The sequence below is a fragment of the Streptomyces sp. NPDC002787 genome (genome assembly GCF_053592095.1).
In genome coordinates this window covers 1-24,221 of record NZ_JBSFVC010000004.1, presented here as the reverse complement: position 1 = coordinate 24,221, position 24,221 = coordinate 1, and the positions used below count along the sequence as shown (strand labels likewise).

25 protein-coding genes are annotated in these 24,221 nt (G+C 70.6%); 15 read left to right on the top strand and 10 right to left on the bottom strand.

Annotated features, from left to right (window positions below):
• The first annotated feature begins 121 nt into the window (after window positions 1-121).
• From fabG to ACWD26_RS06160, 3 genes are all read left to right on the top strand, one after another.
• Complete coding sequence (gene fabG / locus ACWD26_RS06170; RefSeq protein WP_451266728.1) at window positions 122-841, top strand: 3-oxoacyl-[acyl-carrier-protein] reductase; 720 nt, start codon at window positions 122-124, stop codon at window positions 839-841.
• 5 nt (window positions 842-846) lie between these two features.
• On the top strand, window positions 847-1,614 hold the full coding sequence (fabI, locus tag ACWD26_RS06165) for an enoyl-ACP reductase FabI (protein ID WP_045560796.1): 768 nt from the start codon (window positions 847-849) through the stop codon (window positions 1,612-1,614).
• Window positions 1,615-1,782: 168 nt separating this feature from the next.
• Complete coding sequence (locus ACWD26_RS06160; RefSeq protein WP_451266726.1) at window positions 1,783-2,208, top strand: hypothetical protein; 426 nt, start codon at window positions 1,783-1,785, stop codon at window positions 2,206-2,208.
• Here the strand turns inward: ACWD26_RS06160 and ACWD26_RS06155 are convergent.
• Window positions 2,183-2,878, bottom strand: a complete 696-nt coding sequence (locus tag ACWD26_RS06155; RefSeq protein ID WP_451266724.1) for a FadR/GntR family transcriptional regulator — start codon at window positions 2,876-2,878, stop codon at window positions 2,183-2,185. The two genes, ACWD26_RS06160 and ACWD26_RS06155, sit on opposite strands and share 26 nt — an antisense overlap.
• A gap of 70 nt (window positions 2,879-2,948) precedes the next feature.
• On the opposite strand from ACWD26_RS06155, the gene ACWD26_RS06150 reads away from it, so the two are divergent.
• From ACWD26_RS06150 to ACWD26_RS06135, 4 genes are all read left to right on the top strand, one after another.
• The gene (locus ACWD26_RS06150) at window positions 2,949-4,394 is read left to right on the top strand and encodes a CynX/NimT family MFS transporter (protein ID WP_451266722.1); all 1,446 of its coding nucleotides are present in this window, start codon (window positions 2,949-2,951) and stop codon (window positions 4,392-4,394) included.
• A gap of 122 nt (window positions 4,395-4,516) precedes the next feature.
• A complete protein-coding gene (locus ACWD26_RS06145) occupies window positions 4,517-4,633 on the top strand; it encodes an SGM_5486 family transporter-associated protein (RefSeq protein ID WP_338899037.1) in 117 nt (38 codons plus the stop codon).
• Between the two features lie 239 nt (window positions 4,634-4,872).
• Window positions 4,873-5,088: a hypothetical protein gene (locus ACWD26_RS06140; protein WP_451266720.1), complete on the top strand. Its 216-nt coding sequence runs from the start codon at window positions 4,873-4,875 to the stop codon at window positions 5,086-5,088.
• A gap of 97 nt (window positions 5,089-5,185) precedes the next feature.
• Window positions 5,186-5,704 (top strand): SixA phosphatase family protein, encoded by a 519-nt coding sequence (locus ACWD26_RS06135; protein ID WP_451266718.1) that lies wholly within the window; start codon window positions 5,186-5,188, stop codon window positions 5,702-5,704.
• Between the two features lie 168 nt (window positions 5,705-5,872).
• Here ACWD26_RS06135 and serB read toward each other — a convergent pair whose 3' ends face one another.
• Together serB and ACWD26_RS06125 are read right to left on the bottom strand one after the other, a co-directional pair.
• Entirely contained in the window at window positions 5,873-7,081 is a 1,209-nt protein-coding gene (gene serB, locus ACWD26_RS06130; RefSeq protein WP_451266716.1) for a phosphoserine phosphatase SerB, read from the bottom strand.
• Between the two features lie 149 nt (window positions 7,082-7,230).
• The gene (locus ACWD26_RS06125; protein ID WP_451266714.1) at window positions 7,231-9,027 is read right to left on the bottom strand and encodes a streptophobe family protein; all 1,797 of its coding nucleotides are present in this window, start codon (window positions 9,025-9,027) and stop codon (window positions 7,231-7,233) included.
• A gap of 241 nt (window positions 9,028-9,268) precedes the next feature.
• Between ACWD26_RS06125 and ACWD26_RS06120 the strand changes: the two genes are divergently transcribed.
• Window positions 9,269-11,794 (top strand): FHA domain-containing protein, encoded by a 2,526-nt coding sequence (locus ACWD26_RS06120; RefSeq protein ID WP_451266712.1) that lies wholly within the window; start codon window positions 9,269-9,271, stop codon window positions 11,792-11,794.
• Between the two features lie 79 nt (window positions 11,795-11,873).
• Here ACWD26_RS06120 and ACWD26_RS06115 read toward each other — a convergent pair whose 3' ends face one another.
• The 3 genes from ACWD26_RS06115 to ACWD26_RS06105 all read right to left on the bottom strand — a co-directional run bounded on the left by ACWD26_RS06115 (window position 11,874) and on the right by ACWD26_RS06105 (window position 14,646).
• Window positions 11,874-12,542 (bottom strand): transglycosylase SLT domain-containing protein, encoded by a 669-nt coding sequence (locus ACWD26_RS06115; RefSeq protein WP_451266710.1) that lies wholly within the window; start codon window positions 12,540-12,542, stop codon window positions 11,874-11,876.
• A 305-nt stretch (window positions 12,543-12,847) separates the two neighbouring features.
• Window positions 12,848-13,954: an S-adenosylmethionine:tRNA ribosyltransferase-isomerase gene (locus ACWD26_RS06110; protein ID WP_451266708.1), complete on the bottom strand. Its 1,107-nt coding sequence runs from the start codon at window positions 13,952-13,954 to the stop codon at window positions 12,848-12,850.
• Window positions 13,951-14,646 (bottom strand): SDR family NAD(P)-dependent oxidoreductase, encoded by a 696-nt coding sequence (locus ACWD26_RS06105; protein WP_451266706.1) that lies wholly within the window; start codon window positions 14,644-14,646, stop codon window positions 13,951-13,953. The genes ACWD26_RS06110 and ACWD26_RS06105 overlap by 4 nt, the downstream gene beginning before the upstream one ends.
• Before the next feature lie 245 nt (window positions 14,647-14,891).
• On the opposite strand from ACWD26_RS06105, the gene ACWD26_RS06100 reads away from it, so the two are divergent.
• The 3 genes from ACWD26_RS06100 to chpE all read left to right on the top strand — a co-directional run bounded on the left by ACWD26_RS06100 (window position 14,892) and on the right by chpE (window position 17,077).
• Window positions 14,892-16,037, top strand: a complete 1,146-nt coding sequence (locus ACWD26_RS06100) for a GAF domain-containing sensor histidine kinase (protein WP_451266704.1) — start codon at window positions 14,892-14,894, stop codon at window positions 16,035-16,037.
• The gene (locus ACWD26_RS06095; RefSeq protein WP_451266702.1) at window positions 16,030-16,671 is read left to right on the top strand and encodes a response regulator; all 642 of its coding nucleotides are present in this window, start codon (window positions 16,030-16,032) and stop codon (window positions 16,669-16,671) included. The genes ACWD26_RS06100 and ACWD26_RS06095 overlap by 8 nt, the downstream gene beginning before the upstream one ends.
• Before the next feature lie 157 nt (window positions 16,672-16,828).
• Window positions 16,829-17,077 (top strand): chaplin ChpE, encoded by a 249-nt coding sequence (chpE, locus tag ACWD26_RS06090; RefSeq protein ID WP_451266700.1) that lies wholly within the window; start codon window positions 16,829-16,831, stop codon window positions 17,075-17,077.
• Window positions 17,078-17,360: 283 nt separating this feature from the next.
• Here chpE and ACWD26_RS06085 read toward each other — a convergent pair whose 3' ends face one another.
• Window positions 17,361-18,146 carry a hypothetical protein gene (locus tag ACWD26_RS06085; RefSeq protein WP_451266698.1) on the bottom strand — a complete coding sequence of 262 codons (786 nt, stop codon included), beginning with the start codon at window positions 18,144-18,146 and terminating at the stop codon, window positions 17,361-17,363.
• A gap of 150 nt (window positions 18,147-18,296) precedes the next feature.
• Between ACWD26_RS06085 and ACWD26_RS06080 the strand changes: the two genes are divergently transcribed.
• The 3 genes from ACWD26_RS06080 to ACWD26_RS06070 all read left to right on the top strand — a co-directional run bounded on the left by ACWD26_RS06080 (window position 18,297) and on the right by ACWD26_RS06070 (window position 20,772).
• Window positions 18,297-19,088 (top strand): ABC transporter ATP-binding protein, encoded by a 792-nt coding sequence (locus ACWD26_RS06080; RefSeq protein WP_451266696.1) that lies wholly within the window; start codon window positions 18,297-18,299, stop codon window positions 19,086-19,088.
• A 145-nt stretch (window positions 19,089-19,233) separates the two neighbouring features.
• On the top strand, window positions 19,234-19,665 hold the full coding sequence (locus ACWD26_RS06075; protein WP_451266694.1) for an NfeD family protein: 432 nt from the start codon (window positions 19,234-19,236) through the stop codon (window positions 19,663-19,665).
• Between the two features lie 159 nt (window positions 19,666-19,824).
• On the top strand, window positions 19,825-20,772 hold the full coding sequence (locus ACWD26_RS06070; RefSeq protein WP_451266692.1) for an SPFH domain-containing protein: 948 nt from the start codon (window positions 19,825-19,827) through the stop codon (window positions 20,770-20,772).
• Between the two features lie 134 nt (window positions 20,773-20,906).
• On the opposite strand, the gene ACWD26_RS06065 is transcribed toward ACWD26_RS06070, so the two are convergent.
• The 3 genes from ACWD26_RS06065 to ACWD26_RS06055 form a co-directional block, all read right to left on the bottom strand.
• On the bottom strand, window positions 20,907-21,413 hold the full coding sequence (locus tag ACWD26_RS06065) for an HNH endonuclease (protein WP_451266690.1): 507 nt from the start codon (window positions 21,411-21,413) through the stop codon (window positions 20,907-20,909).
• Between the two features lie 153 nt (window positions 21,414-21,566).
• The gene (locus ACWD26_RS06060; protein ID WP_451266688.1) at window positions 21,567-22,106 is read right to left on the bottom strand and encodes a YbhB/YbcL family Raf kinase inhibitor-like protein; all 540 of its coding nucleotides are present in this window, start codon (window positions 22,104-22,106) and stop codon (window positions 21,567-21,569) included.
• 52 nt (window positions 22,107-22,158) lie between these two features.
• Window positions 22,159-22,941, bottom strand: a complete 783-nt coding sequence (locus tag ACWD26_RS06055; RefSeq protein WP_451266686.1) for a sporulation protein — start codon at window positions 22,939-22,941, stop codon at window positions 22,159-22,161.
• Window positions 22,942-23,150: 209 nt separating this feature from the next.
• On the opposite strand from ACWD26_RS06055, the gene ACWD26_RS06050 reads away from it, so the two are divergent.
• A complete protein-coding gene (locus ACWD26_RS06050) occupies window positions 23,151-23,792 on the top strand; it encodes a DNA-3-methyladenine glycosylase (RefSeq protein WP_451266684.1) in 642 nt (213 codons plus the stop codon).
• The last annotated feature ends 429 nt before the right edge of the window (window positions 23,793-24,221 follow it).

Genomic DNA, 24,221 nt, shown 5'->3' with positions numbered 1-24,221 from the left:
GGTGAGCCACTGTCGGTGCCCGAATGTCCGATCGCGGGAGCGGACCGATAGGTTTCGGAGGTAGCCGCCTGCCGTCCAGGGCCGGGCGGGTGTGTCAGACCCCTATCGAAAGGGTGATCCGTTGAGCCGCTCGGTTCTCGTCACCGGAGGCAACCGGGGCATCGGCCTCGCCATCGCCCGCGCGTTCGCCGAGAACGGCGACAAGGTCGCGTACACATACCGCTCGGGTGAGCCGCCCGCCGCCCTCACGGATCTGGGCTGCCTCGCGGTCAAGTGCGACATCACCGACCCCGAGCAGGTGGAGCAGGCCTACAAGGAGATCGAGGCGGAGCACGGCCCGGTCGAGGTCCTGATCGCCAACGCCGGCGTCACCAAGGACCAGCTCCTGATGCGTATGTCCGAGGAGGACTTCACCTCGGTCATCGACACCAACCTCACCGGGACCTTCCGCGTCGTCAAGCGCGCCAACCGCGGCATGCTGCGCGCCAAGAAGGGCCGCGTCGTCCTCATCTCCTCGGTCGTGGGCCTCTACGGATCGCCCGGCCAGGCCAACTACGCCGCCTCCAAGGCCGCCCTCGTCGGCTTCGCGCGGTCCCTCGCCCGGGAGCTCGGCTCACGCAACATCACCTTCAACGTCGTCGCCCCCGGCTTCGTCGACACCGACATGACCAAGGTGCTCAACGACGAGCAGCGCGCGGGCATCGTCTCGCAGGTGCCGCTCGGCCGGTACGCGCAGCCCGAGGAGATCGCCGCGACGGTGCGGTTCCTCTCCTCGGACGACGCCTCGTACATCACTGGAGCCGTCATCCCCGTAGACGGCGGACTGGGAATGGGTCACTGATCACCATGAGCGGAATCCTCGAGGGCAAGCGCGTCCTGATCACCGGTGTGCTGATGGAGTCCTCCATCGCCTTCCACACCGCCAAGCTGGCCCAGGAGCAGGGCGCCGAGATCATCCTGACCGCGTTCCCGCGGCCCACACTGACCGAGCGCATCGCCAAGAAGCTCCCCAAGCCCACCAAGGTCATCGAGCTCGACGTCACCAACGACGAGCACCTCGGCCGCCTCGCGGACATCGTCGGTGAGGAGCTGGGCGGTCTCGACGGCGTCGTCCACTCCATCGGCTTCGCCCCGCAGGACGCCCTCGGCGGCAACTTCCTGAACACGCCGTTCGAGTCCGTCGCCACCGCCATGCACGTCTCGGCGTACTCCCTGAAGTCGCTGACCATGGCCTGCCTGCCGCTGATGCAGAACGGCGGCTCGGTCGTCGGCCTCACCTTCGACGCGAAGTTCGCCTGGCCGCAGTACGACTGGATGGGCCCGGCCAAGGCCGCCCTGGAGGCCACCAGCCGTTACGTCGCCCGCGACCTGGGCAAGCAGAACATCCGCTGCAACCTCGTCTCCGCCGGCCCCCTCGCGTCGATGGCCGCCAAGTCCATCCCGGGCTTCGGCGAGCTGGCCGCCGTGTGGGACGACCGTTCGCCGCTGGAGTGGGACCTGAAGGACCCCGAGCCGGCCGGCCGCGGTGTCGTCGCGCTGCTCAGCGACTGGTTCCCGAAGACCACCGGCGAGATCATCCACGTGGACGGCGGGCTGCACGCGATCGGCGCGTGACCGCTGCCGCCGGGCTCGACCGACAGCCGGGGCCCGCATCCCTTTCGGATGCGGGCCCCGGCTGTTCGTGGTCGTCACTCGTTCGGCCCATCCGACGGGCCGCCGGGGCCGGGTGCCGCGCAGGCTGGACGTACACCGCCCAGCCACTCGGCCGAGGAGGTACCGCTTGTGCGCCTGTCCCGCAGCATCGTCCCAGCGGTCGTCGCCCTGGCTCTCGTACTCACCCTCCCGTCCGAGTCGGCTCCGCACGCGCGGGCGGGCGGCGAAAACGCCCACGCGCGCGTGGGCGAAGGTAACGACTACGCGCGCGTCGGCGGCGGAAGCGACTACGCGCGTGTGACTCCCGGCAAGCCCGATCCCTTCGGGGCGGCCTGCCGCAGCACCGTCACCGGCTCCCACGTGATCGCGCACTGCTTCAACCCCTACGTGGCCGTCGACCGCGTCCGGCTGCACATCGAGTGCGCGCGCTGGTGGGACATCGACAGCGACGGCGCCCCGGTCGAGACGGGGCCCGCGCAGACGGTACGGCTCATCGGGCGCTGCTGGAAGGAGGTCCGCTCGGTGTGGTTCAGCCACCAGCGGGCGGACGGCTGACCCGGCCGGGGCGGCAGTGGAACGGATACCCGGCCGCCTCCACCGAGGCGCTCTCCACGTCGCCCGCGCGGATCGCGTCCACCAGCCGGGCGTGGTCCAGGTACGACTCCGGGGACAGCTCGTCGCCCACGTCCCCGCGCAGCCAGTCCCGCAGCACCTCGCCCAGGTCCGCGTAGAGCGTCGTCACGACGTCGTTGTGGGACGCGGCCACGACAGCCATGTGGAAGGTCGCGTCGGCGGTCACGAAGGCCTCCGTGTCGCCCGAGGCCCACGCCTCCTCACGTCGCGCCAGAAGCGCGTCCAACTGCTTCAGGTCCTTCTCCGTGCGCCGCTCGGCGGCCAGCTTCGCGGCGCTCGACTCCAGGGCGGAGCGCAGCTCGGCGATGTGGGTCGGATCGGCGTTCGCGAAGCGGCGGTGCATCACACCGGCCAGCTCGCTCGTCGCGACCACGTACGTGCCGGAGCCCTGGCGGATGTCGAGCAGACCGTTGTGCGCGAGCGCGCGGACGGCCTCGCGGACCGTGTTGCGCGCGACGCCCAGCTGTTCGACCAGTTCGGGCTCGGTGGGGATGCGGGAGCCGACCGGCCACTCGCCCGAGGTGATCTGGTTCCGCAGTTCGGCGATGACCTGCTCGGACAGCGCCGATCGGCGGGGATGGCTCAGCGGCATGGCACACCTTCGCACGGACGGGCCCGCCGGGTGCAGCGGGGCCATGGACAACCAATCATCCTATGATTCTATGATGGGTTTCATGGTGAGCGAGGAAACCCTGACACCGACGTCCACACCCGCACGAGTCACCGAACGAGGCACACCGGAACGCGCGCGAAGCGAACCCTCGGCGCGGTCCACGCGCGCGTGGACGAAACGCCTGCTCGTCGTGGGAATCGTCCTGACGGCCCTGAACCTGCGTCCCGCCATCACCAGCCTCGGCGCCCTCCTCGAAGAGGTGCGCGCCGGGCTCGGCATGAGCGGCAGCGTCGCCGGCCTCCTCACCTCCGTACCGCCGCTCTGCTTCGCCGTCTTCGGTGTGATGGCCCCCCGGCTCGCCCGCCGCTTCGGCCCGGCCGCTGTCGTCGGCGCCGGGATGGTCGCCATCGCCGGCGGGCTGCTGATACGGCCCTACGCGGGCGGCACGGCCGGCTTCCTGGCCGCGAGCGCCCTCGCCCTGATGGGTATCGCCGTCAGCAACGTCCTGATGCCGGTCATCGTCAAGCGCTGGTTCCCCGACCGGGTCGGCTCCATGACCGGCCTCTACTCCATGGCCCTCGCCCTCGGCACCTCGTCCGCCGCGGCCGTCACGGTGCCCATGACCGCGGCGCTGGGCGGGAGTTGGCGGACGGGGCTGGCCGTGTGGGCGGGCCTGGCGACTGCGGCCGTCCTGCCCTGGCTGCCCTTCGTACGGGCCCGCGACGGGCGCTCCGCCGAGCAGGATGAGGCACGCGGGGGAGCGCCGGCCGGACGGGATTCGGCACGTGGGGAAGCGCCGGCCGGACGGGACACGGCGAGCGCGGAGCGACCGGCCGGACGGCCTTCCACGCGCGCGCAGGCACGCGCCGGGCAGACCTCCGCGGCTGGGGAGGGGACCGCCGGGCCCACGCTGCGGATCACCCGGAGCCGTACCGCCTGGGCGCTCGCCGTGTTCTTCGGGCTCCAGGCGACCGCCGCGTACATCACGATGGGGTGGATGGCGCAGATCTTCCGGGACGCGGGGGTCCCGGCCGGTACTGCGGGCCTGCTGCTGGCCGTCACGATGGTGATGGGCGTGCCGCTGGCGTTCGTGATCCCCCGGCTCGCCACCCGGCTGCCCCGCCAGGGGCCGATCGTGGTCGCGCTGGGCGTCTGCGGCCTCCTCGGATACGGCGGCCTGTACCTCGCCCCGGCGGCCGGCGCCTGGGCATGGGCGCTGCTGATCGGCATCGCCAACTGCTCCTTCCCGCTGGCGCTCACCATGGTCGGCATGCGGGCCCGGACCGGCGCGGGCGTGGTCAAGCTGTCCGCCTTCGCGCAGAGCACGGGCTACCTGATCTCGATCCCCGGCCCGCTCCTCGTAGGCGTCCTCTACCAGCACAGCGGCGGCTGGGGCCTGCCCCTGGCCCTCATGGCCGCCCTGATGCTCCCGCAGATCGCCGCGGGGATCCTGGCGGGCCGCGACCGGCAGGTGGAGGACGAGGCTGCCCGCTGAGCCCGCCTCGACGGGATCGGCGGCCCGGTCGGACCCCCACGGGCGGCGCACTCGGGGCTCCACGGGCCGCCCACCTGGACCCCGGCGGCTCCCCCTCGGGTCGGGGGTGCGAGACTGGGCGCATGCCAGTGCTCGACCCGAACCCCCAGAACGGCCAGAAGAAAATGCTCCTGGTCTTCGGCTCGTTCCTCGCCATCTTCATCGTCATCGGCGTCATCGCGGCCATCGCGTCACCATGACGCCCCGGCGGGGAGAGGCACCGCCGGCAGGTTCGGCCGAGACGCCCGTTCCCCGTGCCGCCGGCGCCGATGGTGGGGTTAGCCCCCCATCCCCTAGGGGGTGAGTCTCAGGGTGAAGTGGGTGGATCACCGGATGGGGCGGGCCGCCGGGATTCCGTAGCTTCGTGGTGTGGCCGCAGGGGACCCGCGAGGGCCCACGGAGGACCGGGCCACGCAGGCTCCCAGACCACGGAGGCGGCATGTCTGCCCGTACGCACACCCGGCCCCACCCGGCGACCACGAGCACCGTCCACATCCGGCTCCCTTGGTGGGCGGTCGCCCTGCCCGCCCTCGGTTTCGTCGCCCTCCTGCTGCTGATCCTCAACCCCGCTCAGGCCCAGGCCGCGAGCGGCGACCCCGCCATCGCCCACCTCCTGGAGCGCATACAGCAGGCACTGCCGAACCACGCAGGGTGACAGGTGCCCCGGTCCCCGGGAACACATGTACCGGTGCCGGGTATCCGCACTTCAACTCCCTGCGCCCCATGGCCTGTTTCGTGCGAAGCTGGGACGCATGAGCGTCGCAGAACCCCGCAGGATTGTCCTCTTCCGGCATGCGAAGGCCGACTGGCCACAGGTTTCCGACCACGAACGGCCGCTCGCCGACCGGGGCCGCATGGACGCCCCCGTCGCCGGGCGCAAGCTGGCCGACTCCGGCATCGCCTTCGACCTTGCCCTCTGCTCCACCGCCGTCAGGACCCGCGAGACCTGGAAGCTCGCCGTCCACGAACTGCCCGAGCGGCCGAAAACGGTCTACGAGGAGCGGATCTACGAGGCCTCGCCCGGCGAGCTGATCGCCCTGCTCAACGAAACCCCGGACGACGCGCAGAACGTCCTCCTGATCGGCCACAACCCCGGCATCCAGGGCCTCGCCGACATCCTCGCAGGCAGCGCCGAGGGAGACGCCCGCGAGCGCATGAGCCGCCGTGGCTTCCCGGCCGCCGCCTTCGCCGTGCTCACCTTCGAGGGCCCCTGGAAGAGCCTGGAGCCGGGCACGGCGACCCTGGCCGACTACTGGGCGCCGACGGAGTAGCCCCGCCCGCGACGGCCCGGCAGCCGGCGTACGACACCACGTCACGCACCCGCCCGGCACCCGGCGTACGGCACCACGCCACGTAGCCCTACCGGCACCCGCCGTACGGGGCGCACAGCACGCGGAAGGCCCGGCACCACCTCGGTGCCGGGCCTTCCGCCGTGCCCACTACTCGTCGTGCGTGTCCGCCGCCTCGACCTCTTCCCGCGTCACGCCGAGGAGGTAGAGGACGGTGTCGAGGAAGGGGAAGTTCACCGCCGTGTGCGCGGCCTCGCGGACGACCGGCTTGGCGTTGAAGGCGACGCCCAGACCGGCCGCGTTGAGCATGTCGAGGTCGTTGGCGCCGTCGCCGATCGCCACGGTCTGGGCCAGCGGAACGCCCGCCTCGGCGGCGAACCGGCGCAGCAGCCGCGCCTTGCCCGCCCGGTCCACGATCTCGCCGACGACCTTGCCGGTCAGCTTGCCGTCGACGATCTCCAGCGTGTTGGCCTGCGCGAAGTCCAGCCCGAGCCGCTCCTTGAGATCATCCGTGACCTGGGTGAACCCGCCCGAGACGACACCGACTTGGAAGCCGAGCCGCTTCAGCGTACGGATCAGCGTGCGCGCCCCCGGCGTGAGCCGCACCTCGCTGCGCACCTTCTCCACCACCGAGGCGTCGAGCCCCTCCAGCAGCGCCACGCGCGCGTGCAGCGACTGCTCGAAGTCCAGCTCGCCGCGCATCGCGGCCTCCGTGACCTCGGCGACCTCCTTCTCACACCCGGCGTGCGCCGCGAAGAGCTCGATCACCTCGTCCTGGATGAGCGTCGAGTCCACGTCCATGACCACCAGTCGCTGCGCCCGCCGGTGCAGCCCCGCCGCGACCACGGCCACGTCCACGCCCAGCGCCACCGACTCGGTCACCAGCGCGGTCCGCAGCGTCTCCGGCTCCGTACCGGACACGGCGAACTCCACGGCCGTCACCGGATACTTGGCGAGCCGGAAAATACGGTCGATGTTGCCGCCGGTAGCCGTGATCCGCGCGGCGATCCGAGCGGTGGACTCGGCGGTCAGTGGATGGCCCAGCACGGTGACGTGCGAGCGTCCGAGGCCGCGCGGCCGGTTGTCGCCCAGGCCGGAGATGATCTCCGCCTGCATCTTCATCGACTCCGCCCAGCTGTGGACGGTAGCCCGCAGGTCGCCCTCCTGCCCGGCGGGCGGCTCCGTCACGAGCGCGCACAGCACGATCCGGCCACGGGTGACGACCTGCTCGATGTCGACCACGTCGACGGAGTACGCGGCGAGGGTGTCGAACAGCCCGGCGGTGATGCCCGGCCGGTCCTTGCCGAAGATCTTGACGAGGAGAGTGGGCGTGTCAGAGGAGGTCTGCGAAGCGCTCATGATGTGCCCACCGTATCCGGCGCCCCGTGCCTTTTCCCCCTGAGGTCCGCCCAGCGGACGGAGAACACTGGGTTACGAGTGACTGAAGCGCACCCGGATCGTGCACGACGCCCCAGGGGGGCCTCCCGGTTTCCCCACCGTCGGACACCTCAACGCCGTCCCCGGGGGCCCCTCGGCGGAGGAGGAGCCGGTGGCGGCGGTGGCGGTCCTTCGTCCGGAGGCGGCGGCGGTGCCGGCCAGGCCCCGGACCCGGGCCCGGACCCCGCTCCCGGCCCCGGCCGCCGGGGCGGCGGCGTGGACCGCCGCACCACCGTGGGCGCCCCGTTCACGTCGGGCGGCCGAGGCTCCCGGCCCTCCCGCGCCCCTGGAGCCTCCTGAGGCCTGCGCAGCTCGTCCGGCAGGCGCAGGTACGGATTGGTGTTCGGGTTCGGCGGCCGGTACGGCGTGCCCGGCGTGTACGGTCCCGAGGAGGCGGCCGTCGCGCAGGTCGCCGGCGCCGTCCCACCGCCGCCCGTGTCCCCCCGCGCCGACGGCGATGCCCGCCGCCCGGCGGCCCCGGTGGCGCACGCCAGCAGCGCCCCGGCGGCCCCCGCGCCCGCACCCCACAGGGCGCCCAGCACCAAGGCCATCGCCGTCTGCCCGCGCAGCTCGATCCCCGCGTCGAACGCGTCGATGCCGAACACGGCCAGCGAGGCGTCGACCGAGACCTCCGTCAGCCGGACCAGCAGCGGCAGTGCCACCGCCGTCGCGAGCCCGAGCCGAAGAGCGCAGCGCGTGGCGAAGCCGAGCGCACCCCCGCCCCGTACATCCGCACCGGCCGCGCCCCCGGCAGCGGTGGCAGCCGATTCCCGTACGAAAGGCGTACGTACGGCGGTCAGGACCCCCGCGTACAGCATCATGAGCGCGGCGGCGAGACCCAACAGCCAGACCCGGCCGTCCAGTTCGGCGAGGCGCCCGAGAGTGACGGGTTCGCCGACGTCGACGCGGAGCAGTTCGTCGAGCGGGTCGGGCAGGACGTCGGCCAGTGCCCCGGTGGCCTTGCCGTCCCAGGGGACGAACAGGCCGATCGGGACGCCCAGCCAGACGCCGTTGGGGGCGCCGAGGAGGGCCGCGCCGGCGATCCGCTCGGGGTGAGGGTCGCTGATCGCCGCGTAGACCGCCGCCGCGAGCCCGGCCAGGACCGCCACCAGGAGCACGGTGACCAGGGCGGACACGGCGGGCCGTACGACCCGGTGCACGGCTTCGAGGCCCGCCGGCAGGGGAGCGCGGCGCGAGGCCAGAAGGGCGACGAGCAGCACTCCGGCACACCAGACCAGGCCGCCGAGCAGGGTCGGGACGGCATCGACCGTGAAGCCGACCTCGGCGTTCGCGTCCGCCAGGTCCCCCAGCCGGTCCGGCAGCAGACCGCCGCCGATGTCGCCGAGCCCGGGGATCTCCACGTTGTCGAGGTCGCCCCCGCCCGGCAGTTGTCCGTCGATCCCGAGCCGGCCGCCGTCGAGGGTGATGACGGCGTTCCCGGCCCAGGCCAGTCCGCCCATCAGCGCCACGAACAGCGCGAGCACCGAGCCCGCGCGCGCGAGGAGTTCGACGGGCGTGATCACAACTCCCGCGCCGCGCAGGGACCGTAGGAAGAACCAGGACAGCAGGAGCGCTCCCACCAGGCTCACCCCCAGTGGCGTGATCTCGATGGCGGTGGTGGCCTGCGCTCCTTCCAGGCCAAAGACGGACACATCCCCGGACGGGGTGACGGACCCACCCGCCCCGAGCGCCACAACCGCCGCGGTCATGGGCCCGAGTTCGCCCGCCGAGTCGGCCTCCAGCAGACGCAGACCGAGCGCCGCCGTACCCGCCATCCCGATCAACGCCCAGCTCACGGCTGCGATCGCGGAGAACAGGACCTCCCCCCACGGCACACTCCTGCCAGGGCCAACATTCCTGTCGCTCATGGTCGGACCCCCCGATCCGCATCGCGGTGTTGCACCGCTGATGTCCCCCTCGCGGGGGATTACCACTCTCCGGCCCGGTTTCAACCCCGTCAACGGGAGCGGCCGATGCCCCCGTACGTTCTCTTCACAAGGCCCGACTTTCGGTCAGGGGGCCGAGCCTGAAATAGTTCCCCCCGATGTTCGACATCCCTAGACTCCCTGTGTTGGGGGTAATTCGGGGGACAACTCAGTGGGGCATGGAGTGCCGGAACTCGTACTGGAATTGAACGGACAAACCTGGACGCTCGATCCGTCCAGGGCATATACCCTCGGACGTGATCCGCAGGGGGACATCGTGTTCGACGACGCCAGGGTGTCCTGGCGTCACGCCACGATCAGCTTCGGCGGCCGTAGTTGGGTGATCGAGGACCACGGCAGCACCAACGGCACCTTCGTGCAGGGGCAGCGGATCCACCAGTTGGAGATCGGCCCCGGCTCGGCCGTGCACCTGGGCAACGCGACCGACGGCCCGAGACTCAACCTCTCCGGCGCCGCCGTAGCCCAGCCGCAGCAGCAGCCGTACGCCTCTCAGGGCGCGAGCGCCGGATACGCCGCCCAGCAGGCCCCGCAGCAGCAGGCCCCGCAGGCGGGCTGGCAGCAGCCGCAAGCGGCACAGGTCCCGCAGCAGCAGGGTTCGGCCGAGGCCTACGCGCAGAAGGTTCCCGGTGGTGGCGCGGGGGCGCCGCCGGTCTACGGCGACCGCAGCCCGACCACGTTCCACCAGCTGGCCCTCGGCCGCGTCATGCGCATCGGTCGTGCGCTGGAGAACGAGCTGGTGGTCTCCGACCTCCAGGTCTCCCGCCACCACGCCGAGTTCCGCGCGACGCCCGACGGCCGCTTCGAGATCCGCGACCTCGGCTCGCACAACGGCACGTTCGTCAACGGTATGCCGATCGCCAAGGGCGGCACGGCGCTCCTCGGCCCGAACGACATCGTCGGCGTCGGCCACTCGACGTTCCGTATCGTCGGCGACCGCCTGGAAGAGTTCGTCGACACCGGTGACGTCTCCTTCTCCGCACGCCACCTGACGGTCACTGTCGACGGCGGCAAGCAGATCCTGAAGGACGTCTCCTTCGGCGTCCCGGAGAAGTCGCTCATCGCGGTCATCGGCCCCTCGGGCTCCGGCAAGTCCACCCTGCTGAAGGCGCTCACGGGCTACCGCCCCGCCAACCAGGGTGACGTCCTCTACGACAACCGGAACCTGTACAAGCAGTTCGCCGAGCTGCGGCAGCGCATCGGTCTGGTCCCGCAGGACGACATCCTGCACAAGGAGCTGACCGTCAAGAAGGCCCTCAAGTACGCGGCCAAGCTGCGCTTCCCGGCCGACACCACGGCCGCCGAGCGCGACGCCCGCATCGACGAGGTGCTGCGCGAGCTCAAGCTCGACATCCACAAGGACAAGAAGGTCACCTCCCTCTCCGGCGGCCAGCGCAAGCGCGTCTCGGTCGCCCTGGAGCTGCTGACCAAGCCGTCGCTGATCTTCCTGGACGAGCCCACGTCGGGCCTCGACCCGGGCATGGACCGCGACGTCATGCAGCTGCTGCGCGGCCTGGCCGACGACGGCCGTACGGTCCTGGTGGTCACCCACTCCGTGGCCGAGCTGGCGATCTGCGACAAGCTGCTGGTGATGGCCCCGGGCGGCTCGGTGGCGTACTTCGGTCCGCCCGAGGAGGCCCTGAACTTCTTCGGCTACGAGACCTGGGCCGACGTCTTCTCCGCCTTCGAGAACTACCGCGACTACGACTGGGCGGGCCGCTGGAAGGGCTCGCAGCACTACCAGATGTACGCCGCGGACATCGACGCCGTCGCCCCGCAGTCGGTGCACATGCCGCCGCCGCAGGCGATGCGCCCGCCGAAGCCGCAGGGCTGGTTCTCGCAGCTCGGCACCCTGGTCCGGCGCTATGTCTCCGTGATCGCGTCCGACAAGGGCTTCCTGGCGCTGACGGTGATCCTGCCGGCCGTCCTCGGCGCGGTCAGCCTGCTCATCGACCCGGACAAGGACCTGCTGGTCAGGAAGTTGAATCCGGCGACGGGCATGCCCATCCCGAACGGCACGGCCACCACGGTGCTGCTGATCCTCGCGGTCGGCGCGTGCTTCGCGGGCGCCGCCAACTCCGTCCGAGAGCTGATCAAGGAACGGGTGATCTACGAGCGCGAGCGGGCGACCGGCCTGTCGCGTTCGGCGTACCTGATGTCCAAGGTGATCGTCCTCGGCACGGTCACCGTGCTGCAGGGCGCCATGGTCGGCGCGATCGGCTTCTCCAGCCGGACGATCCCGGACGAGGCCCTGATCTTCGGCGACGGCAAGGTCGCCGTCATGCTCGAACTCTCCGTCCCGATCATGGGGCTCGGCTTCACGTCCATGATGTTCGGCCTGGTCATCTCCTCGCTGGTGAAGACCGCCGAGAAGACGATGCCGCTGCTGGTCATGTTCGCGATCGTCCAGGTCGTGTTCACCGGCTGCCTCTTCGCCCTGCACGGCAGCCCGGGCGTCAACGAGTTCTCGTACCTGATGCCGTCGCGCTGGGCGGTCGCCGCCGCGGGCGCCACGCTGGACTTCAACAACATCAGCCCGCCCAAGGAGGCGGGCGACACGGACCCGCTGTGGGACCACACGGCCGGTGCCTACAGTCTCGACATGATCGCCCTGATCGTGCTCGGCGCGATCTGCGGTGTCCTCGTGGCCCGCTTCCTGCGCCGCCACGAGCCGGAGGTCATGCGGAAGTAGCCCAGGGGCACGGACGCACGAAGGGCGGCACCCGCACCGGGTGCCGCCCTTCCGCGTTCTCAGAGGTCCCGCGCGGGCCTCAGTACGCGCTGTTGACGTTGTCGATCGAGCCGTAGCGGTCGGCGGCGTAGTTCGCGGCGGCCGTCAGGTTGGCGACCGGGTCGTACTGGCTCTTGGCCGTGCCCGGGACGTGGTAGGCGTCGAAGGTCGGCTTGATGACCTGCAGCAGACCGATCGACGGGACGCCGTTCTTGGCGTTGATGTCCCAGTTGTTGATGGCGTTCGGGTTACCCGAGGACTCCCGCATGATGTTCTTGTGCAGGCCGTGGTAGGTGCCCGGGATCTTGTGCTTCTTCATGATGTCGAGCGCCTCGCGGATCCAGCCGTCGAGGTTGTCCGGGTACGTCTTCGCGGCGGCGGCCTTGACCTGGGCGGCGCGCTTGGCGGACCGGCTGGCGGCCTCCTTCTTCGCGCGCTCCTGCTCGGCCTTCTTCTTCGCCGCGGCCTCGGCGGCCTTCTTGTCGGCGTCGGCCGCCTGGTCGACGACGCTCGCCTTGACCACCTGGGCGGGGTTCTGGCTGAACGCCGCCGGAGCCGCGGACACCGTCTGCGTGGCGGTCTGAGCCTCGGCCGGCACCAGCGAGAACGCGAGGGCGGCGGCGCCGAAGGCGGCCACTCCGGCGAACGAGAGCTTGTGGGTCTTGGTCAGCGCGAGACTGTGGCCGGGGATCTTGGCGTTCTTGAGCATAAGTGAGGGACCTCTTCGAATAGCGCGGAGGTCGCTCTGCGTGCCGGGTGGGGGACACAGCATTTCCAGCACAAACGCCGCAGGAGAACCCGCGGCGTCGAGCGACGGCTGCCATTCTTAGCGGCCGCAAAATCGCGTGGCAAAGGTGTGACGTACGATGCCGGTTAGTTGTACTGGAACCGGCAAAACGGGACAGAACAGCCCGTCTTTCCCGCTCATGCCGCCCTTATCTCTCTCCTAAGCACCTTCGTACGTGATGTGCGCCCTATGGGAGGCCTCACATCGGCGAGGCGGTCAGCTCACCGCTAGTTGCTGGCGCAATGCTCTGCGTGAGGTGCCTCATGAGGTGCCTCATGAGGTGCCTCATCGGGCAGGATCAGATGCACATCCCCGAACTCGTGCCACAGGTAGCGCCCCCCGACCGCGGCCTCGTAGGCACGGTCGACCGCCGCCCGGCCCGCGACCGCCTCCAGCATCAGCAGATGCGAGGCCTCCGGCTCGTGCAGCCCGGTCAGCAGCCCGTCGACCACCCGCACCCCGCGCTCCGGCGTCACCACCAGATCCGTCCAGTCCTCCCGCGCCCGTACGACACCGTCGGGCCCGGCGGCCGACTCCACGGCACGCACCGCCGTCGTCCCCACCGCGACGACCCGTCCGTCACCCGCCCGCGTCATGTTGATCAGCCGCGCCGAGGCCTCCGGCACCGCGAACCGCTCCGGATACGGCGGCTCGTGCGCCTCCCCCGAAGCGACCCCGGTGTGCAACGCGATCGGCGCGAACCGCACCCCCCGGCTCACCAGCTCCGCCACCAGCCGGCCCGTGAACGGCCGCCCGGCACTCGGCATCTCCGCACTCCCCGCACCGTCCTCGGACGGCGACGCGAACACCGTCTGATACACGGACAGCGGCTGATCCCGCTCCGTATAGGAGTAACGGATGGGCCTCCCGTGCTCCCGCAGCATCCCGGCGACGGCCGACGACGACACACGGGCCCACCACAACCGCTCACCCCGCTCGCTCAACGGCTCCTCCAGGACCAGCCCCACGCCGCCCGGCAGCAGCACCGCCGTCCCCGCGGGACCGCCCGCACGCGCACGCGTGGTGCCACGTCCGTCCGGATCCCGCAGTTCGACGGCCCACCGCCCGTCGTCGCCCCGCGTGGAGAAGTGCACCACTACACGCGCGTGCCCGATCGTCCCGTCCACGGCCGCCGCCAAGGTCGGCGAGGTGTTGACGACGAGCAGATCGCCCGCCCTCAGCAGCCCCGGCAGCGCCACGAACTCATGGTGGGACACCTCCGTACCGCGCGAGACCAGCAGCCGTACCCCGTCCCGGTCGAGACCGGCCCCGCGCTGCTCGGCGGGCACACGCGCGTGCAGCTCCTCCGGGACACGCACCGTCGCCGTCGTCATCGCCCCTCCAGCAGGGACGGCGCCCCGTAGCGGCCACTGGCCGGCCGCTCGTCGAGCAGCCGCAGGAAAGCGGGCACTACACCGGCCGGCGCCGGCCGCGGATCGCCGTCGTCCGGTACGGCCGCCGCGTGCAGATCCGTACCCATGTCCCCGGGATCGACGGCCCACACCCGAAGCCCCGGCTCCTCCTCGGCCAGCACCGCCGACAGCTGGTCCAGCGCCGCCTTCGAGGCCCCGTACCCGCCCCACGTCTCGTACGCCTCCGCCGCCGCGTCCGAGCTGACGTCGATCACCGCGCCCGTGGCGGAGGCCCGCAACAGCGGCAGCGCCTCCTGGACCAGCCCCAGCGCCGCGACCACATTGACCTCCAGAGCCCGCCGCAGCCCGTCCAGGGCCAGCCCCTCCAGCCGTACCAGCGGCTCGGCGCCCAGCGCGCTCGCGTTGTTCACCAGCAGATCGACCCCGCCCAGCCCACGCGCCGCCGCCACCAGCTCGGCCCGGTGCCCCGCGTCCGTGACGTCCCCCGGCAGGGCCTCCACCCGCGTCCCGTACGCCGACAGCTCCTTCGCCGTCTCCCTCAGCACCTCGGCGGTCCTGGCGTCGAGCACCAGATCCCACCCGCGCTCGGCCAGCGCCGCACCGAGCGCCCGGCCCAGCCCCTTCGAAGCCCCCGTGATGATCGCTACCGGCATGACACCCGTCCCCTTCGTTCCTCGGCCGCCGCCCGACCCGGTCGGCGGTGATCTCAACGTAGGAACGGGCACGGCCCCGCCGCCTCGTGCGCGGGCCGCAAAGCGCCGGGGCCCTTTGCCCTAGGCCGCTGGGCCCGGGCCCGGGCCTAGGACCGGTCGTAGGTCTCCGGCCTAGGTCTCCCGGCCCGAAAGGGGCCGTCAGCGGTCCGATCCGCGCTGTCGGACCCCGCCGGTACGGTGAGGTCATGAGTCAAGGTCCACGGTCCGGCCTCGCCGCGGTCAGCTCCGCGCTGCTGGCCATGAGCAGGCACCTGGAGGTGCGCGACGTCCTCAAGACGATCGTCGCCTCCGCGCGTGAGCTGCTCGACGCCGAGTACGCCGCGCTCGGCGTCCCCGACGACCACGGCGGCTTCGCCCAGTTCGTCGTCGACGGCGTCAGCGACGCCCAGTGGAAGGCCATCGGCCCTCTCCCGCGCCAGCACGGCATCCTCGCCGCGATGCTCCACGAGGCCACCCCGGAGCGCCTGGCCGACGTCCGCAAGGACCCCCGCTTCGAGGGCTGGCCGAGCGCCCACCCCGACCTCGTCGACTTCCTGGGCCTGCCCATCCGCGACGGCGACGAGGTCATCGGCGCCCTCTTCCTCGCCAACAAGCGGTGCCCCAGGCCCGAAGGCGGCTGCGGTTTCACCGAGGAGGACGAGGACCTGCTGTCGATCCTCGCCCAGCACGCCGCGATCGCCCTGACCAACGCCCGCCTCTACGAACGCAGCCGCGAGCTGACCATCGCCGAGGAGCGCTCCCGGCTCGCCCACGAACTCCACGACGCCGTCAGCCAGAAACTCTTCTCGCTGCGCCTGACCGCCCAGGCCGCCGCCGCCCTGGTCGACCGCGACCCCTCGCGCGCCAAGGGCGAACTCCAGCAGGTGGCCGCCCTCGCCGCCGAGGCCGCGGACGAGCTGCGCGCCGCCGTCGTCGAGCTGCGCCCCGCGGGGCTCGACGAGGACGGCCTGGTCGCCACCCTGCGCACCCATGTCCACGTCCTGGACCGCGCCCACGGCGCCCGCGTCACCTTCTCCGGGCGCGGCGCCCGCGCGCTGCCCGCCGCCCAGGAGGAGGCCATGCTGCGCGTCGCCCAGGAGGCCCTGCACAACGCCCTGCGGCACTCCGGAGCCGAGCACGTCGACGTCAGCCTCGACCGGCGCGGCGGCGGAGCCGTCCTGCGCGTCACGGACGACGGCGACGGCTTCGACCCGCAGGCCGTACGCCGCGCGGGACGCCACCTGGGCCTGGTCTCCATGCGTGACCGGGCCGGCGGGGTCGGCGGCCGGCTGACCGTGGAATCGGCGCCCGGAAAGGGCACCACGATCGAGATGGAGGTCCCCGGTGGCTGATGCAATCAAGGTGCTGCTGGTCGACGACCACCAGGTGGTCCGCCGCGGCCTGCGCACCTTCCTGGAGGTGCAGGACGACATAGAGGTCGTGGGAGAGGCCGCCGACGGTGCCGAAGGAGTCGCCCGCGCCGAGGAGCTGCGACCCGACGTCGTCCTCATGGACGTCAAGATGCCGGGCATGGACGGCGTCGACGCACTGCGCAAGCTCCGCGAGCTCGGCAACCCGGCGCGCGTGCTCATCGTCACCAGCTTCACCGAGCAGCGCACCGTCGTCCCGGCCCTGCGCGCCGGTGCCGCCGGGTACGTGTACAAGGACGTGGACCCCGACGCGCTCGCCGGAGCGATCCGCTCGGTGCACGCCGGACACATCCTGCTCCAGCCGGAGGTCGCCGGTGTGCTCCTGTCCCAGGAGGAGGCCAACTCCGGGCAGGGCAGAGGCGGTTCACTGACCGAGCGGGAGCGCGAGGTGCTCGGCCTGATCGCCGACGGCCGCTCCAACCGCGAGATAGCCCGCGCACTGGTCCTCTCCGAGAAGACGGTGAAGACCCACGTCTCGAACATCCTCATGAAGCTCGACCTGGCGGACCGGACCCAGGCCGCACTGTGGGCGGTACGCCATGGTATGACCGGATGATGTACGGCTTGTCCGGCAACATGGAGGGTTCCGCTCCGGACTGAGATTCATACTGTCGGGTGTATGTCACTCGGATGGCGCATCCTCGGGGGACCCCCGCCGTTCTTCAGTGCGTGCTGCGCGCGACCGCCGCAGTGATCGCAAGGAAGGGCTCAAAGTGAAGAACCTGAAGAAGGCCGCCGCTGTCACGATGGTGGCCGGTGGCCTCGTCGCCGCCGGTGCCGGTATGGCCTCCGCCACCGACGGCGGGGCGCACGCCGACGGCAAGGCCATCGGCTCGCCGGGTGTCGTCTCGGGCAACCTCATCCAGGCCCCGGTCAACGTCCCCGTGAACGCGGTCGGCAACAGCGTGAACGTCGTCGGCATCCTGAACCCGGCCTTCGGCAACCTGGGTGTCAACCACTGACGTTCCCGCCCCGGAGCATCAGTGACCACCGGCCTTCCAGGGTTCCCTGGAAGGCCGGTCAGGCGTTCGTAGCCGTCGGCACCCGTGCCACCGTGACGGTCGCCGTTCGTAGCTGCGGGCAGCTGTGCCGCCGTAATGCCGCTGTTCGTAGCTGCGGGCAGTCGTGCCGCTGGGGCGGCACGGGTGGGCGCAGCGGCACCCGGCAAGCGCCGGTGAGCGCAATCCCGGCCCGCCCAACCGCAGCCGCCGGGCGACGTACCGCCAGGGGTCTGGCCCCCGCCGACTACCGCCCCCGCTCCCGCTCCTCCACGAACGCGTTGTACGCCGCCACTTGCGCCCGCCGAGCCGTCCGCTCCACCGGCCGCAGCGCAGCCGTCCGCGAGCCCATCTCGGAGGCGCTCACGGCACCACCGTGCCCGTTCTCGAACGCCACGGAGATCAGCAAACCCACCCGCTGCGCCAGCTCCAGCACCCGTACAGCACGCGGCGGATACCCGGGCGCCAGCACCTCCCGCCCCCGCTCGGCCCGCGCCCGGTACGCGTCGATCGCCGCCTCCGCCACCGGCCCCGACGCCGCCACGTCCAGCCGCGACAGCACGGCCGTCGCCTCCCGGAGCGCCTCCGCCAACTCCCGCTCGGCCTCCCCGAGGGACGGCACATCGGCGGGTGGGGCCTCGCGTACCTCGAGGCAGTGCCAGACGACCTCCACATGCTCGTCCCCGGTGGGCCCCACCGCGTACACCTCCGGCACCAGCCCCAGCGCACCCCCGTGGCAGACGACCGCCTCCTCCGCCTCCAGCGCCCGCTTGTTGAACTCAGGCGGCCCGCTCAGCCCCAGCGGATGCCCCGGCGCGGGCAGCGCGATCCGCAGCCCGGTCACCCCGAGCGCCCGCAACCGCCCCAGCGCGAGCGTCAGCCCGACAGGCTCCGACTCACCGGGCAACCCCTCCACCCGGTGCACCGCGTCCTCCCCGACGATCGCGAGCACCGCGTCATCCGGGGAGACAAGTCCGGCAAGGAGGGCATTTCCCCATGAGGCGAGGCGCCCTGAGCGTGGTTCGGAGAGCATGCCCCCACCCTAAGGACCGACCGATGGAATGGACCGCCCGACCGGTGGCGTAGATTTCCCTGAGGGCTGCGCCCACCCGGCGGTGGCTCCAACCACAGGCGTACGCGACAGCCGAGACAGGCCGACACTGCAAGGGGAGACAGCGCGCTCATGAGCGATGTTCTGGAGCTGGAGGACGTATCCGTGGTCCGCGAGGGCCGGGCTCTGGTGGACCAGGTCTCCTGGTCGGTCAAGGAGGGCGAGCGCTGGGCCATCCTCGGCCCGAACGGCGCCGGCAAGACCACCCTCCTCAACATCGCGTCCAGCTACCTCTACCCCAGCAAGGGCACCGCCACGATCCTCGGCGACACCCTCGGCCAGGTCGACGTCTTCGAGCTGCGCCCGCGCATCGGCATGGCCGGCATCGCCATGGCGGAGAAGCTCCCCAGGCGCCAGACCGTCCTGCAGACCGTGCTGACCGCCGCCTACGGCATGACGGCCACCTGGAACGAGGACTACGAGGAGATCGACGAGCTGCGCGCCCGCGCCTTCCTCGACCGCCTCGGCATGACCGAGTACGTCGACCGCAAGTTCGGCACCCTCTCAGAGGGCGAGCGCAAGCGCACCCTCATCGCCCGCGCCCTGATGGCGGACCCCGAGCTGCTGCTCCTCGACGAGCCCGCCGCCGGCCTCGACCTCGGCGGCCGTGAGGACCTCGTACGTCGCCTCGGCCGCCTCGCCCGCGACCCGATCGCCCCCTCCATGATCATGGTCACGCACCACGTCGAGGAGATCCCCCCGGGCTTCACCCACGTCCTGATGATCCGTCAGGGCAAGGTCCTCGCCGCGGGCCCGCTGGAGCTGGAGCTCACCTCCCGCAACCTCTCGCACTGCTTCGGCCTCCCGCTCGTCGTCGAGCAGATGGGCGAGCGCTGGACCGCCCACGGCCTGCCGCTCACCTGACCTCCAACTTCTCCCGATCTTCCGCCCCTCGGGTGCCCCGGGTCCACAACACGGCCCCGGCGCACCCGACTTGGCGGCCCTCTGTACGCGATCTTTGACCCTGTGCTCTGTTCGGCGGGACGATCCCGGTTCTACCATTGCGGATGTGGACAGCATCGACGCATGGGTGTGGTGGCTGATCGGCGCGGCCGGGCTCGGGATCGCCCTCGTCGTGACCGCGATGCCCGAGTTGGGAATGCTAGCCCTGGGCGCCGTCGCCGGCGCCGTGACCGCGGGGTTGGGCGGTGGTGTCGTACTCCAGGTCGTCGTCTTCGCGGTCGTCTCCGTCGCGCTCCTCGCCGTCGTACGGCCCATCGCGGCCCGGCACAGATCCTCGCGGCCCCAACTCGCCACCGGCGTCGACGCGTTGAAGGGCAAGCACGCCGTCGTCCTGGAACGGGTCGACGGCTCCGGCGGCCGCATCAAGCTGGCCGGCGAAGTCTGGTCCGCCCGCGCGCTCGACACCGGTCAGGCCTTCGAGGTGGGTCAGGAAGTGGACGTCGTGGAGATCGAGGGAGCCACGGCGATCGTCATGTGACCTCGCACGATGTGGTCACGAGGCGATGACGCAATGACGTGAACGACCCACCTGGCAGGCGGCGTTCTGCCAGACTCGACCAGCAAGATCTTCAACAGTCCGAACAGGCATAAGATCTTCAGGAAGCGCCACGGCGGAGAAGGGCACGGGGAGCAAACGATGGAACCGATCATCATCGTCCTGATCATTCTGGTGGTGTTGGTCTTCATCGCCCTGATCAAGACCATCCAGGTCATCCCACAGGCCAGCGCGGCCATCGTCGAGCGGTTCGGCCGCTACACACGCACGCTCAACGCGGGCCTCAACATCGTCGTCCCGTTCATCGACTCGATCCGCAACCGCATCGACCTCCGTGAACAGGTCGTGCCGTTCCCGCCCCAGCCGGTGATCACCCAGGACAACCTGGTCGTGAACATCGACACCGTCATCTACTACCAGGTGACCGACGCCCGGGCCGCCACCTACGAGGTCGCCAGCTACATCCAGGCGATCGAGCAGCTCACCGTCACGACGCTGCGCAACATCATCGGTGGCATGGACCTGGAGCGGACCCTGACCTCCCGCGAGGAGATCAACGCGGCCCTGCGCGGCGTCCTCGACGAGGCCACCGGCAAGTGGGGCATCCGCGTCAACCGCGTCGAGCTGAAGGCGATCGAGCCGCCGACCTCCATCCAGGACTCGATGGAGAAGCAGATGCGCGCCGACCGTGACAAGCGCGCCGCGATCCTCACCGCCGAAGGTACGCGCCAGGCGGCCATCCTCACCGCCGAGGGTGAGAAGCAGTCCCAGATCCTCCGCGCCGAGGGTGAGGCCAAGGCCGCCGCCCTGCGCGCCGAGGGCGAGGCCCAGGCCGTCCGTACGGTCTTCGAGGCCATCCACGCCGGTGACCCGGACCAGAAGCTCCTCTCCTACCAGTACCTCCAGATGCTCCCGAAGATCGCCGAGGGCGACGCCAACAAGCTCTGGATCGTCCCCAGCGAGATCGGCGACGCCCTCAAGGGCCTCTCCGGCGCCATGGGCAACTTCGGCAACCTGGGCGGCGGCCCGACCGTCCCCCGCCCCGCCGACGGCAACGGCGACCGCCGCGAGAAGCCGGCGATCGACTGAGCGCACACAACAGCGTGGGGCCCGCCTTCGAAGAAGAAGGCGGGCCCCACGCTGTTGCTTTTAAGGGGTGCGGGGAACTGCGCGACAAGCCACGTCGCACTCGCAGGCCGCGAACCACAGCAACCCCAACGGCGTTACGCGGCCCCTTGCGAGAGCCAAGCCGGCAGCGCGTCAAAGTCATCGTTACCCAGCGACAGCAGCATCGCATCGGCCGGCGTCGGCTCGAACGGCTGCCGCAGCAGCGGCATCCCCGCCTGCTCTGGAGTCCGGTCGGCCTTCCGGTGGTTGTCCTCGGCACACGACGCGACCGTGTTCAGCCAGGTGTCACCACCGCCCCGCGAACGCGGCACCACATGGTCGACGGTCGTCGCCCGCCTGCCGCAGTAGGCGCACCTGTGCCGGTCCCGTACCAGGACACCCCGCCTCGACCACGGCGCTTGTCTTCGGAACGGCACCCTCACGTACCTGCAGAGCCTGATCACCCGGGGCGCCGGTATGTCGACCGCGGCTCCGCGCATGCGCAGTTCGGGGTGGGTCTGCTCGACGACGGCCTTGTCCTGCAGCACCAGAACGACGGCCCGGTTGAGCGTCACCGTCGACAGCGGCTCGAAGCTCGCGTTCAGTACCAGCGTGTCCCGCACTCCAGCCCACCTCCTGTGCACCAGCCCACCCCCCGGCGGGCTTGGATCAACTGTGGCCGGGCACGACGAGATGGACAACGCAATAAAAAATGCCCGCCTCTGATCACTTCCAAGACCAGAGACGGGCAAACGTTCAATGAACGTCCGGCTTCGTTACTTTTCCGCTACGGCGGCGTACTCACCGATGAGTTGAGCACGCGCCAGGGTGTGGAACCGCAGGTTGAATCCGACCACGGCGGGCGAGGCGTCCGAGTCCGGGCCGAGCTTCTCCTGATCCACGGCGTACACCGTGAACACATAGCGGTGCGCCGGATCCCCGGGCGGCGGCGCGGCCCCGCCGAAATCCTTCGTCCCGTAGTCGTTGCGCACCTGGACGGCGCCCTCGGGCAGCCCCTCGAACTTCCCCGAGCCCGCTCCCGTCGGCAATTCCGTCACCGACGCCGGGATGTCGAACACGACCCAGTGCCAGAAGCCGCTGCCCGTCGGGGCATCCGGGTCGTAGCACGTCACGGCGAAACTCTTGGTCTCCGGCGGGAAGCCCTCCCAGCGCAGCTGCGGCGAGGTGTTTCCCTCCGCATAGACCTGAGCGTCCTTGAGCGTCGCACCGGCCTCGACGTCCTCGCTCGCGACCGTGAACGACGGCACGACCGGGTGGAAATCATGGGGGAGCGGCGGCCTCTTCGGCTCGGTCACCTCGGTACCTCCTGATGGATCCGGGGGAGATGTGGTTCCAGTTACACCGAGCCTAGAACCAGCTGCGCTTGCTGCCGACCTCCGACAGCCACTGGTTCAGGTACGCGGCCCAGTCCGTGCCCTGGTAGTCGTGCAGCCCCACCTTGAACGCGCGGAACGAGTCGCTGCCCTCGCTGAACAGACCAGGCTTCTTGTCCATCTCCAGCACGACGTCCATCTCACGCTCGTCGGCGACGAAGCTCAGCTCAACCTGGTTCAGGCCGTGGTACTGCTGCGGCGGGTAGAACTCGATCTCCTGGTAGAACGGCAGCTTCTGCCGCGTACCCCGGATGTGACCGCGCTCCAGGTCCGCGTTCTTGAAACGGAAGCCCAGCTGGATGAAGGCGTCGAGGATGGCCTGCTGCGCCGGAAGCGGGTGCACGTTGATCGGGTCCAGGTCGCCGGAGTCGACCGCGCGGGCGATCTCGAGCTCGGTCGTCACACCGATGTTCATGCCCGGCAGCGTCTGCCCCTGGATCGTGGTGACCGGCGTCTCCCACGGGATCTCCAGCCCGAACGGCACCACATGGACCGCCTCGGCCTTCAGCTCGAAGGCACCACCGAGCCGCTGCTTGGTGAACTCGATGTCCTGCTTGTACTCCTGGTCGTTGCCCTCGACCTCCACCTTGGCCTGCAGCCCGACGGACAGCGCCTCGATCTGCTGGTCCACGGAGCCGCCCTGGATCCGCACCTCACCCTGGACGACACCGCCCGGGACGACATTGACCTCGGTCAGCACCGTCTCGACCGAAGCGCCACCGGCCCCCAGGCTCGCGAGCAGCCGCTTGAACCCCATGTCTGTTCCTCCCGTCAGGCAACGCCTGTTTATCTGTGTGGTTCGTGTTCTGTGTGGTGTGGATCGCTCTGTGTGGCGTGGATCCTTGATCCCTACAAACGCAAACCGACGGCAGCCGGTTCCGCGCCCTCCCTCATCCAAACCCTTCCAAGGAGGACGCCTCCTCGCCACCCGTCGACACGCACCCGTCTGGACTACGCTCGTACGCCATGATCGCGAGCCCTGACCGTACGCCCCTCGCCCGCGAGTTCTTCGACCGCCCCGTACTGGAGGTGGCACCGGACCTCCTGGGACGCGTCCTCGTCCGCACCACACCGGACGGCCCGATCGAACTCCGCCTCACGGAGGTCGAGGCCTACGACGGTGCGAACGACCCCGGCTCCCACGCCTATCGCGGTCGCACCGCCCGCAACGGCGTGATGTTCGGTCCGCCCGGCCATGTGTACGTCTACTTCACCTACGGCATGTGGCACTGCATGAACCTGGTGTGCGGTCCGGAGGGCCGGGCGAGCGCGGTCCTGCTGAGGGCCGGCGAGATCATCGAGGGCGCCGACCTCGCCCGCAAACGTCGAATCTCAGCCCGAAATGACAAGGAACTGGCCAAAGGGCCCGCCCGCCTGGCCACGGCCCTGGACGTGGACCGAGCCCTCGACGGCACGGACGCCTGCGCCTCCGACACCCCGCCCCTGAAGGTTCTGACCGGCACCCCCGTCAGCTCTGACCAGGTAGTCAACGGCCCCCGCACCGGCGTCTCCGGCGACGGCGGCATTCACCCGTGGCGCTTCTGGATCGCCAACGACCCGACGGTCAGCCCCTATCGGGCCCACGTCCCCCGCAGGCGCTCAACTTGACTCGCTCCTGGGCGATCCGTAAGGTAGCCCGAGCCGCTTGAACCGGTTACGGCGATCAGCCAGCAGCCGAGAGCGGCCAACCCACTACCTACGACATCCCCTCAGCGGGGGCGCATTAGGCATGCCCTAATTCCAGCCCCCACCACTCAATTATGAGTTGCCGAGGGAATCGGCTAACGTAGTGAATGTCGAAAGGCCGCAAGGGAAACCGAGAGGCCCCTAGGCAGCCGAAAGGCAAATCCCCCCGACAGGGAATCGGACCGGAAAACGATCTGATAGAGTCGGAAACGCAAGACCGAAGGGAAGCGCCCGGAGGAAAGCCCGAGAGTGACTTGGGTGAGTACAAAGGAAGCGTCCGTTCCTTGAGAACTCAACAGCGTGCCAAAAATCAACGCCAGATATGTTGATACCCCGTTCCCGGCCATCTCG